This window comes from Psychrobacter immobilis, from assembly GCF_904846065.1.
Taxonomy (GTDB): Bacteria; Pseudomonadota; Gammaproteobacteria; order Pseudomonadales; family Moraxellaceae; genus Psychrobacter; species Psychrobacter immobilis_H.
The window spans coordinates 929,665-943,700 of record NZ_CAJGZV010000001.1; the positions used below are offsets into that span (position 1 = coordinate 929,665).

At 44.6% G+C, this 14,036-nt stretch carries 11 protein-coding genes; 7 read left to right on the top strand and 4 right to left on the bottom strand.

The genetic code is table 11. The features are described from left to right. Positions 1-17 precede the first annotated feature (17 nt). From JMW64_RS04020 to JMW64_RS04035, 4 genes are all read left to right on the top strand, one after another. Complete coding sequence (locus JMW64_RS04020; protein WP_201553514.1) at positions 18-1,286, top strand: FAD-dependent monooxygenase; 1,269 nt, start codon at positions 18-20, stop codon at positions 1,284-1,286. Positions 1,287-1,316: 30 nt separating this feature from the next. Continuing rightward, the gene (locus JMW64_RS04025; protein ID WP_045451675.1) at positions 1,317-1,952 is read left to right on the top strand and encodes an OmpA family protein; all 636 of its coding nucleotides are present in this window, start codon (positions 1,317-1,319) and stop codon (positions 1,950-1,952) included. Between the two features lie 60 nt (positions 1,953-2,012). Next, complete coding sequence (locus JMW64_RS04030; protein WP_201553515.1) at positions 2,013-3,212, top strand: hypothetical protein; 1,200 nt, start codon at positions 2,013-2,015, stop codon at positions 3,210-3,212. A gap of 70 nt (positions 3,213-3,282) precedes the next feature. Further along, the gene (locus JMW64_RS04035; RefSeq protein ID WP_201553516.1) at positions 3,283-3,753 is read left to right on the top strand and encodes a hypothetical protein; all 471 of its coding nucleotides are present in this window, start codon (positions 3,283-3,285) and stop codon (positions 3,751-3,753) included. Positions 3,754-4,026: 273 nt separating this feature from the next. Here JMW64_RS04035 and JMW64_RS04040 read toward each other — a convergent pair whose 3' ends face one another. Further along, complete coding sequence (locus JMW64_RS04040) at positions 4,027-4,938, bottom strand: lysine exporter LysO family protein (RefSeq protein WP_201553517.1); 912 nt, start codon at positions 4,936-4,938, stop codon at positions 4,027-4,029. Between the two features lie 269 nt (positions 4,939-5,207). Between JMW64_RS04040 and JMW64_RS04045 the strand changes: the two genes are divergently transcribed. From JMW64_RS04045 to JMW64_RS04055, 3 genes are read left to right on the top strand one after another with little or no spacing between them, the layout of a single operon-like run. Continuing rightward, entirely contained in the window at positions 5,208-7,985 is a 2,778-nt protein-coding gene (locus JMW64_RS04045; protein ID WP_201553518.1) for an alpha/beta fold hydrolase, read from the top strand. Then, a complete protein-coding gene (locus tag JMW64_RS04050) occupies positions 7,978-9,183 on the top strand; it encodes a patatin-like phospholipase family protein (RefSeq protein ID WP_201553519.1) in 1,206 nt (401 codons plus the stop codon). Before JMW64_RS04045 ends, JMW64_RS04050 begins: the two co-directional genes overlap by 8 nt. An 8-nt stretch (positions 9,184-9,191) precedes the next feature. Beyond that, positions 9,192-10,007: an SDR family NAD(P)-dependent oxidoreductase gene (locus JMW64_RS04055; RefSeq protein WP_201553520.1), complete on the top strand. Its 816-nt coding sequence runs from the start codon at positions 9,192-9,194 to the stop codon at positions 10,005-10,007. Positions 10,008-10,014: 7 nt separating this feature from the next. On the opposite strand, the gene JMW64_RS04060 is transcribed toward JMW64_RS04055, so the two are convergent. The 3 genes from JMW64_RS04060 to nadA all read right to left on the bottom strand — a co-directional run bounded on the left by JMW64_RS04060 (position 10,015) and on the right by nadA (position 14,029). Further along, complete coding sequence (locus tag JMW64_RS04060) at positions 10,015-10,908, bottom strand: phosphatidate cytidylyltransferase (protein ID WP_201553521.1); 894 nt, start codon at positions 10,906-10,908, stop codon at positions 10,015-10,017. 72 nt (positions 10,909-10,980) lie between these two features. Then, a complete protein-coding gene (gene nadB, locus JMW64_RS04065; protein ID WP_201555023.1) occupies positions 10,981-12,888 on the bottom strand; it encodes an L-aspartate oxidase in 1,908 nt (635 codons plus the stop codon). A 1-nt stretch (position 12,889) separates the two neighbouring features. After that, positions 12,890-14,029 carry a quinolinate synthase NadA gene (gene nadA, locus JMW64_RS04070; RefSeq protein ID WP_201553522.1) on the bottom strand — a complete coding sequence of 380 codons (1,140 nt, stop codon included), beginning with the start codon at positions 14,027-14,029 and terminating at the stop codon, positions 12,890-12,892. Positions 14,030-14,036 lie beyond the last annotated feature (7 nt).

Sequence of the window (14,036 nt, forward strand, 5' to 3'; positions counted from 1 at the left end):
AACTGTAGGAATAACTTATGAAGAATAATCATACGCTGATTATCGGTAGCGGTATTGTTGGGGCAACGCTTGCTTTAAAGTTGGCGCAAGCAAAAATGCCCGTGACGTTAATTGATGCTCGCCCTGCACGTGATGACTCAGAATGGCAACAGATGCTTGGCAAGCGGGATGCGCGCGTTTATGCCTTGAGTCTTGCCAGTATTAATTTACTTAAAGACGTGGGCGTATGGCAAAAGATAGCAGCATCAGAGCGCAAAGCCGATTATTCGCAAATGCAGGTGTGGCAACTAAACGGTATGGGTGAGCTATTGTTTGGTGACAGTGTTGATAATCATCCTAACAGTCATTTACCGCAAATGCTCGGTAGCATGGTCGAGCCTGCCGTCATTGAGCATGCGTTATGGCAATGCCTGTATGAAGATGATGTCAGTGACTATCTAACCATTATCGCGGGACAAAAAGTCACAAACATGGATTGGCTAGGTGCAGAGCAAGGCTACCGTGTGACTTTAGACGATCATACTGCTATCGATGCGATGCTGCTGGTTGGTGCCGATGGTCGTGGCTCATTTGTGCGCCAGCAAGCGGCGATTGGGCTAGATACACTTGATTATAAGCAAACCGCTATTTGCTGTGCGATTTACACCGAAAAACCGCATCAAGCGACTGCGCGCCAAGCGATGCTGCCCACAGGTACGCTGGCACTATTGCCGCTCGCTGATATTACTGATGCAGATAAAGCCAACCCACAACATTGGCAGTCGATCGTGTGGACATTGCCGCGCAATCAAGCATTGGCGTTGATAGAGGAGGACGCGCGCGTCATTGCTGATAAATTGGCTGCTGCCAGTAACTATGAGCTAGGTGCTATCACTCAGATTGAGTCAATTGCTAGCTTTCCACTGACCGCGCAACAAGCGAAAAGCTACGTCGCGGATAACTTAGTCTTGATCGGTGATGCAGCGCATGGCGTCCATCCACTGGCGGGTCAAGGGTTGAATTTAGGCATGCTCGATGTGCAGGCCTTAAGCGAGCAATTGGCACATGATTTTGAACGTAGTGGTGGAACCAGTTGGGGCAGCAATCAAACGTTGCGTAGCTACGAGCGTTTGCGTCGTCCGCATAATAGTATAATGATGCATAGCTTTTCCGCGCTTAATTGGCTATTCGCAGGGTCGCTTGCACAATCGCGTCCTATTCAACAACTTCGCAATAACGGTATGTATCGCGTTGGCAAAATTAAGCCACTAATGAGACTGTTTGCTAAGCAGGCGAGTGGGGTTTAAGGATAGCTTTAACTTACGGAAGCTTAAAATATGAATGCTAAATTATGGACAATAGTGCCAATCATGATAGGTGTGTTAGCTCTGACAGGTTGTCAAACAGATGATTTTTCTAAGCAAACAAGTCAAACTATCAATATGCCAACGGTTGTGGTTAATTTGGATAGCGACGGCTATGGTGTGCCTGATGAGTTAGATCAATGTCCAAATACAAAAATGAAAGGTAATGTAGTAGTGGATGACAGGGGCTGTCACCTCATTATGGGACCCGATATGAATTTAAAAATGGAATATCGCGCCTTTTTTGCTAAAGGTAGTAGTGAACTAATACCTAAATATAAAGTTGAACTGGATAAAGTAGCGGCAAGAATGAAAGAGTATGATACCGCTATCTTTAAAATAGAAGCGCATGCTTCAGAGGATGAAATCAATAAAGAATTAAGCTCATTACCTAAAAATAGAGCGCTGATGATCAAAAACTATCTTTTATTAAAGCATGGCATAGCCTCTAGTCGATTAATGGCCTTAAATTGTGAGGCTAGAGCGCCTATCGCACCCAATGATATGGATGAGGGGAGGTCTTTTAATCGTCGGGTCTATGGTTTATTAACTGAACCTGATAATGAGTATCCTATCAATTTAAAAAACGGCATCTGCGTTAAATTTTAAATCAAATTTTTATCAACTATTGACCATTCGTTCAATCCAAATACTCCAAAGGCAAACCTCATGCTTATCCCTAAATACTGGGCGCAACACAAACAGCGCTTTGAATCGCTAGAAACGTCTAGTAACCCTTCCAAGCAAGCCACTATCAAACGTTACGGTTGGTCGGATGTCAGCCAAATGGAAGCGCTATCCCATGCTAAAGCGCGAGTAGATGACGCCCATGAGCGATGGCTGGCAGGTGAAGATATCTTACGTCGTGAGCGCAAGGAAGAGTATAACGAAGGCAATAGCATTCCTATTCGTGAAAAGATTATTTATGAGCATGATTTTCCAGAAAATGAATTATCTAATAATAGTGCAGCAGTAACGAAGCTCATTGTCACGCGCAACAGCTACGGTGCCCAAGTGGCTAACGTCGATAATATTGCCATTATCGATGTCGATAATGATGATTTATTGCGTCATATCTATCCTGATGATTATAACCATCATGGCTTTATGCCTGCCTTTCTCGTTAATCAAAGCAATCCCGCCAGCAAAATTAAAATTTGGTTTTTTGTTGTTGTTTTTATACTCATCGCCAGTGTTATCGCTTGGTTGGGGTTGTCATGGTTATGGCTGTTAGTAGTTATGTTTGTTGCCACTGCTTATTTGTGGCAACAAGCCAGTGCCAGAGACAAGACCCGAGCGCAAAAATATGCCGATGACGCCGCCTCGTTACTGCCCTATATGACGGATTTGATCAAAAAACGTATTGTTAATCATCCTACCGAATGCTTTCGTTTATATCAAACACCTGCAGGCTTTCGTATTATTGCGACTCACGATGTTGTATCGCCAAGTGATAACGTGGTAGAAGATTGGTTTGCATATTTCCATGCGGATACCAATTATGTCTGTCTGTGTCAGGTGCAACAGTGCTTTCGAGCGCGGATTACTGCCAAGCCGTGGCGTATGAGTGAAGTTGAAAATAAGAAGTTGGCTAAAGATATCCCTGCTAAGGACTTTTGGTTTGGCTCCGAGAACACAGATATAGATAGTAGCATTGAGCAACGTCAAGATGAGTTAAAAGCGCGCAAACAATGGGTGGCTGATTATGATAAGTATGCCAAAAACTATCGAGCATGCCATTATGTCGAAAGTATGGTTGGTAAAGAGGTTGCTAGGGAAAGTGGCAGTGGAGCACCTTCTCATATTGATGAGTTTATCCAGTGGCATGATAAGGCGTGTCAGGTGGAAAAAAATCTAGAGATGGCTTAGGTTATACTTTTCTTAATTAATTTTTTACGAATGCTAAAGTAGTATTTAATTGTATAGAGGAAGGCTACTGATGGGACTTTATAGCGTTTTATTATTAATAGCATCTATTGCTTTAGCTGGTTGTCAAACTAATACAACTGCGCCGTCTAAAAAGCTACCTAAAGATGAAAATATCAGGACGATGCAAGCAGAGATTGATTCAGATGGCGATGGTGTGCTTGATGCTATAGACGAATGCCCTGAAACGCGACCCAATGTAGTAATCGATGCTAAAGGCTGTGAAATAATAATTGAGGGAGGCGAGGCACTTGAAATGGAGTTCAATGGGTTTTTCTCGCAAATGAGCAGTCAGCTATCTGATATCTATGATGCAGTATTTGTGAAAATAGCAGAAAGTCTTAATAATCACTCAAAAGCCAATGTTTTTATTTTCGGTCATGCAGCGACAAGTGAAATAGATAAAGATGCTTTAGCGACTTTTGGTTTCGATTCTTTATCACGCAATCGCGCGCTAATTATTAAGAATAATTTAGTGTTGTAATATAATATCGATGCTGAGCGTATTCGTACTTATGAGTGCTCAAATAAGATTATAGTTACAGATACAGCGTTTATAGATCCAAGTTTTGAAAAGCTCAATCTTAAAAATATTGAGGAAAAACAACGCCGCGCAACTTTAATGGCCAGTAGTGAAGTTCATGATTTGATGAATCTTGAATATGATTCTGATATGCAAAAATATGGTGAATATTCCAAGCACTGTGAACTGTTCGAATAATAACGACTGATTTTCTTCAACCGTTAAAAATCATTCTTACCCCAACGCCGAAAACACCACCATCAGCACTGGCGAGACAATATTAATAATAAAGCCAAAACTAATCGCCAATGGCACAACTTTAAGACCGCCAGATTGCTGAATAATTGGTAAGGTAAAATCTAAGCTCGTCGCGCCGCCAAGCCCGACTGCTGCTGATGGATATTTACGCATAAACACGGGAATAAATATCAATGCAAAGAACTCACGCACCAAGTCATTAAATAGCGCGACACTGCCCCAAACCGCGCCATAAGCATCGGTCATGACGATTGCTGATAGCGAGTACCAACCAAACCCTGACGCCAGTGCCAAGCCTTTGGTCCACGATACCTCACTGAACATCAGCGCAAATATCAAGCCACCAATCAATACAGCTAGTGTAAAGATGACACTCATCTCAACGCCGCGCTTGTTCAGCAGCACTTCTTTTAACGTAATACCTGAGCCTTTTAAACCAATGCCGACCAACAAAATTAATATCATCAGCATCACCGTCATCGTATTTTCAGGCGGCATATAATTGTCTGGTAAGAAATAACCAATCACCATACCAATGACCACACAAATAACTTGAGCGAGGCTACCACGGATACTCACGCGATGTTCTTTAGATTTTACGCTGGATTTTTTGGCATGCCATGGACGCAGTCGGTCAAATAACATCAGGGCAAATAAACCACTGCCAATTGTCAAAATCGATAGTATGGTCACATACAGCGCAATTTCGCCTATCTGACTGCCAAGTCCTTCAACTTGTGACAGCTCGATACCAATCAGCGCTAAGATGATAAATACCAGATAAGATAAGCCTTTATCTGCAAGCTTTGTCATGGTTGGATGAGAAGGAATGGCAAAGCCAATAAACATTGGCATTAATACCAGAACAAGGGTAACTAGGCTTTGCATGGTGATTGGCTCGCGGCATTTTCAAAGGCGTTTTTAAGAAGCTGGAAATTGTATCACATGAAACGATCAATGCTGACATGAGCGGCTAAGATTCCTTGTAAAAGCCGACTGTTTAACGACCAACTATTGAGCGTTAAGATAAAATCGTGAATCACTAAGCCGTAAGTCAGGATTTCATTCATGATAATTTGACTGCTAACAACGCTTAAGTATTTACCTGACCAACTTTTGTTGCTACATTAATAGACTTACTATATTTGGCTTGCCTCATGTCGCTATATCAGCTCAAGTCTCAGTTTCAAGATCAGCTGCGCCCAATAAGTGATGCGTTGGTCGAGCAAAAGGTGACTGCCAATCAAGTGACGGTGTCAGCCGTATTATTGAGCCTTGGTACGGCCTATATGATTGCCAAACCCGCAACTGAGCAGCAGGCATTATGGTTGCTGTTACCTTCATCATTGTTTGTGCGTATGGCGCTCAATGCTATCGATGGCATGATGGCGCGTGAACATGGGCAAGCTTCAAGGCTTGGTGCAGTGCTTAATGAAGTGGGTGATATCGTGGCTGATACGGCGCTTATCGCAAGTTTAGCTCCACATGTTGCTAATGGTAACTTACAAACGTCGGCAGTCAAATTACCAAACCATATATCAATCCATCAGCGTCATATTGTCGGTCTGATTGCGCTTAGTATAAGCACCGAGTTACTAGGTATCACCAGTAATACGATGTTAGACATTAGAGCAAACCAAGGACCTCTAGGCAAAAGCGATCGTGCTTTTTTACTGGGTTTGCTTGGCACTATTATGGTGACTAAAGCGCCGACCGAGCTATCGCATATCAAAGTGGGTCCACTATTGATACTGACAGAGGCGCTGCTACTAAAAACCTGCTTGAATCGGCTGCGTTATATGGCAGATTTATACTTGATGCGTAAACCACCTGTGCTAAGCTCAAACCGCTTAGACAGTATTGAGTCAATAGCAGAATCATCGTATCAACCTATTTCATCTATCGATTGCCAAACGATTATTGGTCAACCTGCTACGCTGTCTCCCAATACCTTTTCATCAAATTATTCTTTATTAAGCTATCCTCTATCAAATTTTTCTTCATTAAATGCCCCTCTATCAAATTCTGCTATTAAAACTTCCTTTTTGGAGCCTAAGACAATGCCGACCACCCCTCTCGATAGTCATGAAAAAGTGGAGCAGGTTAGCGATACGCTCAATTTATCGTCTTCCAAATTGATAAGCGGTGAAAGTTGCTACAATGCTTACGATGGCACGGCGATTTATTACCGCTATTGGCTGACGATGCCTTTAGAGGGTATCAAACAAGCCAGTCAGCCTCTGCGTCAAGTCATTCTGTTACATCGTGGTCACGAGCATTCTGGACGCTTAGCAGAACTTGGAGAGCGGTTTGCTATGGCAGGTTATCAAGTATTTGCTTGGGATGCGCGTGGTAATGGGCGCTCGGGTGGTATCAAGGATCATGCCGAAAGCGTTACCGAGCTTGAGCGCGATCTAGACGGCTTTGTGCAATTGATTATTGGGCAAACGGGCATCGCCATTGAGGATACGTTAATCGTCGCCAGTAGTATCGGTGCGGTACTCGCCGCAGCATGGGTACATGATTACGCCCCAAATATTCGTGGCATGATATTGGGTACACCAGCGTTGAGTATTCGCTTATACATGCCATTTGCGATACCGTCGCTAAAGGTGGCGCGCGCGCTTGGACTGCTGTCACGCGTGAGCAGCTACGTCAAAGCGCAAGTATTGACTCATGATAAAAACGCGCAGCAAGCTTATAATGCCGATCCACTGATTTCTAATAGTATTTCAACTGATCTGCTTATCGATACTCATGCAACCGGTCAACGCTTGCTCGATGATGCGGGTGCTATCACCGTACCGACGTTTATATTATGTGCAGGTAAAGATTACGTGGTCGATAAGCAGGCAGAGCGCGATTTTTATGAGGCGATTAATGCTACCGATAAACGCTGGCAACTATATCCAGACAGTTATCATGCGATCTTTCATGAGACCAATAAAGCAGATGTCTTCGCTGATTGTATCGAGTTCGCTGAGCAGGTATTCAGTAAGGACACTGAAGCGCCTGATTTGAGCTTGGCGCATATGAATAGTGCCAGTAAAGATAAGGTTGACCGTTTAGCGATTAAGCCTTTTAATCCGAGCTTTGCCATTACTCGATTTGCCATGCAAAAATTTGGTCATGTCAGCGATGCGATTGCTACAGGACTGGAGCATGGCTTTGATTCGGGGCATTCGCTCGATCACGTTTATTGTAATCAGCCTAGTGGTCAAAATAAATTTGGTCAGGCGGTCGATAAGTTTTACTTGAGCAATATAGGCTGGCAGGGGATTCGTATTCGCCGCGAGCATATATTAGAACTCGCACGCGAGGCTCTGGCAGATATTGAAGACAAAAACCAGAGCAGTACTAAACCATACCAACCAAAACTACTCGATATCGCTAGTGGACATGGCTTTTACGCCTTTGATTTACTGACAGAGTTTACCAAGTTGCACGCTGAGCTACGTGATTACGAGATGCATAATATCCAAGCGTTACAGGCAAAGGCGGAGCAGTTAGAGATTGCTGATCGTGTCCTTACTTGTCAAAAAGATGCATTTGACCCCGCCAGTTATGTTGATGAGCAGAAAGAGACTGGCAGTACCGATGAAACAAAATTTGATATCGCTATTGGCTCTGGTGTTTTTGAGTTGTTTTCTGATAATACGCTACCCGCGACGGCATTGGCAGGCATTTATGAGAGTTTAAAATCTGGGGGTTATTTACTTTATACCAATCAGCCGTGGCATCCTGAACAGGAATTCATTAGCAAAACCTTAAACAATCATCGCGGCAGCAGTTGGGTGATGCGCTGTCGCTCGCAAGCGGAAATGGATCAATTGGTTGAGAATGCTGGCTTTAAAAAAGTAGCCATGCGTATCGATCGCTTTGGTATCTTTACCGTGTCATTGGCAATTAAAGCCGCCTCAACCAATCATGAATAATACGCATGCCAAGCCCTATGAGCGTGTGCAAATTTTTTCAGGGGGCGGTTCACGTTTCGCCTATTATTTGGGCAGCTATGCGGCATTGGTTGCTCATGATTTGAAGCCAGATGTCATCGTCGGCACTTGCGGTGGCAGTCTGTCGGCTTATTTGGTCAATCTAGCGCCTGATCCTAAGGATTTGCAGGCGCTCATGTGCAGTCGTGAGTTGTATCGTGTCATTACGGCAATCAGACATGTTGCGCCAGCCGAAGCCAATAAGCGACTAAAAATACGTTATATGACGCAGGCGCTTAAACGTTGGCGCTTGTCACGGCAGGTTTCTAACCGCCAAAAACAGCAGCAAGCAGATAGCTACGAGCGACTATTAAGTGAGTTGCAGCATCTGGCGATGTTTCGAATTGATGGCGAGCGGCAATGGCTTGATGAATTGTCTAGTTTTTCTCCCAATCAGAATAATAATTCGTTTAATACCGCCGCGCCAGAGATAGCCATTATCGCTAGCCGACTGTATCAAGCGCCCAATCAACCCAGCAATCAAATGCCTACTGCTGATAACTCTGTTTACAACGAGTTTAAACTACAAGAGTTATTATTTTCGCCACCGCGTTTGGCAGCATCAGAGCACTTTGAGCAAATGCTTAACTCACCTGTGCATACGTTTGCTAATGGGCGTATTCATCAGTCAGTAAATGTCGTAAAGCAGTGGGAATTTAGTTCAGCGGTTCGTGCTTCTATGGCAGATATGTATTATCTACCGCCCATGCATATTGCAACGCTCGGCTGGTGCTTAGGCGGGGTGATTAATCTCACGCCGATTGAGCTAGCATGTCAACTGGGACAGACGGTATTTGCAGAGACCAAGGCAGGTTATGATTCATGGCTGGCGGCACCAGCGATTCAGCGCGTTTTTGGTTTTGACCCCAATGAGCGTTTGGCACAGGTGCATGGTTATCAGCCAATGGAAACGTCATCACTTATGAAGTCAGAAAGAAATAGCCATCAATTGCATTGGTTACCCTTTGCAGATAATGGTCAGCAGTTGGCAGGACAGCATGTACAAAAGCGTTTTAATATAAATCAAATGACGGTTGAACTCATTCACAGTGACTATGATGGCTTTGTACAGCAGATGCAGGTGCAATGGCAGTATGGGTATCAGCGTACGGCTGACTATATACAGCAGCATGAGCTATGAACTCTAAAATGAAAAATATTACACAGTCGACTTCAGCTCATAAGCCATCACATCTTATCGTTTTTGGCGGTACGAGCGGTCTTGGCTTAGCATTAGCCTTGCATCATCAGGCGCTTGGCTGGCAAGTGAGCGTGGTTGGTCATAGCGTAGAGAAGATATCCCATATCAATAGTCAGCATCCTGACATTGTTACTCACTGCTGTGATTTAACCGATAGTGCGCAAACACAAACGTTGGTAGATAACTTGTCAGATATTAGTTTTCAAAGAGTAATTTATAGCGCGGGTAGTTACACCAATGAGCGTATTCATCATCTGAGTCAAGCTGACAGCGATAAAATGCTAGCGATTAATCTGCAAGCGTTCGAGCAAGTTTTTAGGTGGGCAAGTGAGCAATTAAAACAGCAAAGTTATTCATTGGATTTTAATAAAAGCAACAAACTCAGCCTGATTTGTATCGCTTCTATCGCCGGTACTATGAATTACCCTTATGCCAGTCTTTATGCCAAAAGCAAACGCGCCATGATTGCGACTGCCAGCGCTTATCGAGCGGCACTTGTGCCGTACCATATCCAAGTCAACTGCATCGCCTCAGGCTATATAAATACTCAAGCATTACGCGATTTGAATGACGGCGATGCCAGTCATAAGCCATTCGTCATCAGTACGCAAACGGCGGTGAAGCATGTTATGCAAGCGATTGATGGTGATATTGAGCTGGCCATATTTCCACGCTCCATGCGCTATATTACTCGGGCGCTCAATCATTTGCCTAAGCCTGTGATTAGCTGGATATTACGCAGTAAATTGGATAAAACGACTTGATAATAAGTTACCCAAGCAGCCAATAAAACAAGGTAAATAGCGGCACGCCAATGAGCAAGCTATCTACTCTGTCTAATACGCCGCCATGTCCGGCGAGCATCGTACCCGTGTCTTTCACCCCATGCTGACGTTTAAAGGCGGATTCTAATAAATCTCCAGCGATACCACTGACCGCTAAGCCGTAAGCGGCTAATAAGCAAATCCACCAATTAAAAGGCATGAGCCAAATGCCTAATAGCGTTGCCAATATCGCCGCTAGCATACTGCCGAAAAGAGCGCCTTCGATACTTTTATTCGGGCTAATAGTTGGGGCAAGACCACGCGTAAACAACTTGTGACCAAGCAATCGTCCGCATAAATACTGGGCAATATCATTAAATTGACTGGCGAATAACACAAAAAATAAAACGCCATACTGCTCGCGCTGCCAGATTAATTGTTGTAAAGCAATGAGACTGACAATCAGTGTGATAAAAGCAGAGCTAAAGATTAGGTCTAACCAATTTAGACGCGTATAAGCTGGAGTAGAATGGGAAGAGGTTTGGCTAAAAGGCAATATCTTGGGTTGTAAACCGCGCGCTTGCAGTTTCTCAATCAGCACAGCTTTGTTACGCAGACACCATAAGCGTTTGATCTCATACCCGCCACGCAGACCAATTAAAACGAAAAAAGCGATGAGCAGCCACCGATAGGGGTAGGTAGGAGGCTGCATGGGTTGGTTATTATCCGTTATCTTAGCGATAACATAACACGCGCAAAGCGCCGCTAACATGAGCCACCATGAGCGGGCGATCAAATAGATTTTCGGTAAGCGCTGACGTAAGCGAGGTAGGGCAAGTATCGCCCAAACTGAACTGACGACTAACATTAGAATAATCACAAACCATGAATCAGGAGCCATGTTTTTAGCACTTTAGCCATGAAAACGGCAAGTTACCGTTTTCATGGCTAAAGTGGCAGCTCCCAATTGCTGTTAAATATTAGCAACTGTATTTACCACTCTAGTCTCTGTGTCATCGATTATAGGCTGAAGCAGCCAATCAATGCCACCCTCTTTGCTACCTGTTCTGTCATCATCTTTTAACTTCGATAAGGGCGCAATCACGCTGGTTCGAGGTGTGGTCGCCAAATGCGGATAATCTTGACGATAGTGACCACCGCGACTCTCATAACGCTGATAAGCTGATTGAATAACCAACGTGGCTAATTGTAATTGTCGTGCTAATTGAAATAGTATCAGCTCATCAGCAGTGATAGTGCCATCTAAAGTAGTCATACTGGACTGATTTAACCTAGTTTTTTCAAGCCACTGTTGCCATTGCTGTATCTGTATCAGTATTTGCTCTAATGATTCGGCATTTCGAGCGATACCCATATAGGAGGTCATTAAAACTTTCAATTCTGTGACTATTTTGCCAGCATAATCATGGGGAACGATATCAGTGTCATCACAATGAGATAAATTAAATAGAATGGTAGGAGAAGAAGGAAGCTTAATAGCTTGAATATCTTTGAGCGTTGGTGCTGTCCAAATGGCAGTTGCTAATAAGTTCGAGTGATCATAACTGGCAACCGGATCTAGATTTTCTAATGCTTTTAAATATCGTGGTAAATTAGCGGCAATATTGCGCCCAACCACCACACATTCTAAAAGTGAATTACTCGCCAAGCGATTCGCACCATGCAGGCCAGTATAGGCGACTTCACCTGCGGCATATAAACCTATCACATCGGTCAAACCATTGGCGTCAGTAACCACGCCACCGCAACTATAATGCGCAGTCGGGGCAACGGGGATAGGTTCCCTAGTCATATCAATGCCGAGGTTGAATAATGTTTGATAAATCTGTGGGAAATGCTCCCGTAAAAACTGTTCTGGTAAATGACTGACATCTAAATGTACGTAGCCAAGTCCGTTATTACTGATCTGCTTAGCGATGGCGCGAGCGACTATATCGCGTGGTGCCAATTCTGCCCGCTCATCAATTTCCAACATAAAGCGCTTGCCAGATTGCGGACAGGTCAGCCGTCCACCTTCGCCGCGTAGTGCTTCCGATATTAAAAAACTACTGTCTGCCACTGCTAAGCCCGTCGGATGAAATTGGATAAATTCTAAATTTGCTAAGCGACAGCCGGCTTGCCATGCCATCATAACCCCATCGCCGACACAGACATTTGGTGCACTGGCACGCTTAAATAATTGACCCATGCCACCACTAGCCAGTACGACTGCGCGACTATAAAAAGTCAGTTGTCGTTGATTATTATGATCAAAAACTTGCGCCCCTTGGCACTGGTTATAACTGTTTGTTAAGAGGCTCAGCGCTTCATGATAAGGCAAAATAGTGATATTAGCAGCGTTTTGCGCCTTTATAGTCAAGGCTTCCATAATGTGTCGACCAGTCGCATCATCCGCATGTGCGACCCGCCTGCAACCATGCCCGCCTTCTTTGGTTAAATGTAAGTCAGCAGTTTGTAGTTCGGTCTGTAGTTTGGTGAAAGGTTTTGCATTATCTTCTTGCGGTATCTGCGTAAAAGGCACACCTTGCTCACACAGCCATTGCACTGCCTGTTGCCCGGCACTTAAAATGCTGCTGGTATTATTAGCATCGCATAACCCTGCGCCAGCGATTAGGGTATCGGCGATATGATCAACCACAGAGTCGTCTTTATCCAAGCTTGCCGCGATGCCACCTTGGGCATAATGACTGGAGCAAATCTCTAAGGCGGCTTTGCTCAATACAGTAATATTCAGCGATTTTGGTAATGCTAGAGCCGTGCTTAAGCCTGCTAATCCCGCGCCAATGATAAGCACGTCCGTTTGTACTATAGCAGCAGGGCTATCGAGACCTAATGATTCCGCTGTCAATGCCGCGCTCATATTAGGCAGCCCCGACATTGGCAAATAACTCACGGTCTTTGACAATATCGCCGCTCGTTGCCACACGTTGCTTCTGCGTTTCGGCAAAATCAAGCATGCGTTGCAAGGGTTTTCTAGCCGCGACTGCCAGCTCAGGTGTCATTAATACTTCACCGCTATTATTGATCAGGCATTGCTCGATACCTTGTAGACCATTCATCGCCATCCATGGGCAAAACGCGCAACTCTTACAACTGGCGCTTTCACCTGCAGTAGGTGCAGCTAAGAAGCGCTTATATGGTGAGCGTTTTTGCATTTCGTGCAAAATACCCAAATCGGTGGCGACGATAAAGGTATCGGCATCCATCTCATAAGTCGATTGCAACAGCTTACTGGTCGAGCCGACCACATCGGCGAGCGCCACCACGCTATCAGGGGATTCAGGATGCACCAATACTTTGGCGTTTGGATGATTCTCTTTTAATTGCATTAGCTCGGTCGATTTGAACTCATTATGTACGAGGCACGAGCCTTGCCAAAGCAGCATATCTGCGCCAGTCTCAGCAGCAATATATTTACCTAAATGGCGATCAGGCCCCCAAATAATTTTTTCACCATTCGCATGCAAATGGCGAATGATGTCGATGCCAACCGATGACGTCACCACCCAATCGGCACGGGCTTTGACGGCGGCGCTAGTATTGGCATAAACGACAACTGTACGCTCAGGGTGAGCATCACAAAATGCGGAGAACTCGTCAGCAGGGCAGCCCAAATCAAGCGAACACTCGGCTTCTAGGTCTGGCATCAGTACTGTTTTTTCCATACTTAAGATTTTCGCCGACTCACCCATGAAGCGGACACCAGCGACCACTAAGGTCTGGGCGCTATGCGCTTGCCCAAAGCGTGCCATCTCCAGCGAATCACCCACACAACCACCCGTTGCTAATGCCAAATCCTGAATAAAGGGGTCGACATAATAATGGGCGACCAATACCGCATCATGCGCTTTTAATAGCCGTTTGATGTTTTCCTCGACCATGAGACGTTCAGTACGCGGCAAGTCTGCTGGCATTTTAGCTTTGGCATATTCAATATTCATTTGTATTGCAATGCGATTGTCATTACTCATGATGGGCGCGTCGTAAGGATAAGTTTTCATAGATGCA

Coding starts and splice junctions, on each gene's coding strand:
- JMW64_RS04020 (WP_201553514.1), top strand. CDS start 18: ATGAAGAATAATCATACGCTGATTATCGGTAGCGGTATTGTTGGGGCA.
- JMW64_RS04025 (WP_045451675.1), top strand. CDS start 1,317: ATGAATGCTAAATTATGGACAATAGTGCCAATCATGATAGGTGTGTTA.
- JMW64_RS04030 (WP_201553515.1), top strand. CDS start 2,013: ATGCTTATCCCTAAATACTGGGCGCAACACAAACAGCGCTTTGAATCG.
- JMW64_RS04035 (WP_201553516.1), top strand. CDS start 3,283: ATGGGACTTTATAGCGTTTTATTATTAATAGCATCTATTGCTTTAGCT.
- JMW64_RS04040 (WP_201553517.1), bottom strand. CDS start 4,938: ATGCAAAGCCTAGTTACCCTTGTTCTGGTATTAATGCCAATGTTTATT.
- JMW64_RS04045 (WP_201553518.1), top strand. CDS start 5,208: ATGTCGCTATATCAGCTCAAGTCTCAGTTTCAAGATCAGCTGCGCCCA.
- JMW64_RS04050 (WP_201553519.1), top strand. CDS start 7,978: ATGAATAATACGCATGCCAAGCCCTATGAGCGTGTGCAAATTTTTTCA.
- JMW64_RS04055 (WP_201553520.1), top strand. CDS start 9,192: ATGAAAAATATTACACAGTCGACTTCAGCTCATAAGCCATCACATCTT.
- JMW64_RS04060 (WP_201553521.1), bottom strand. CDS start 10,908: ATGGCTCCTGATTCATGGTTTGTGATTATTCTAATGTTAGTCGTCAGT.
- nadB (WP_201555023.1), bottom strand. CDS start 12,888: ATGAGCGCGGCATTGACAGCGGAATCATTAGGTCTCGATAGCCCTGCT.
- nadA (WP_201553522.1), bottom strand. CDS start 14,029: ATGAAAACTTATCCTTACGACGCGCCCATCATGAGTAATGACAATCGC.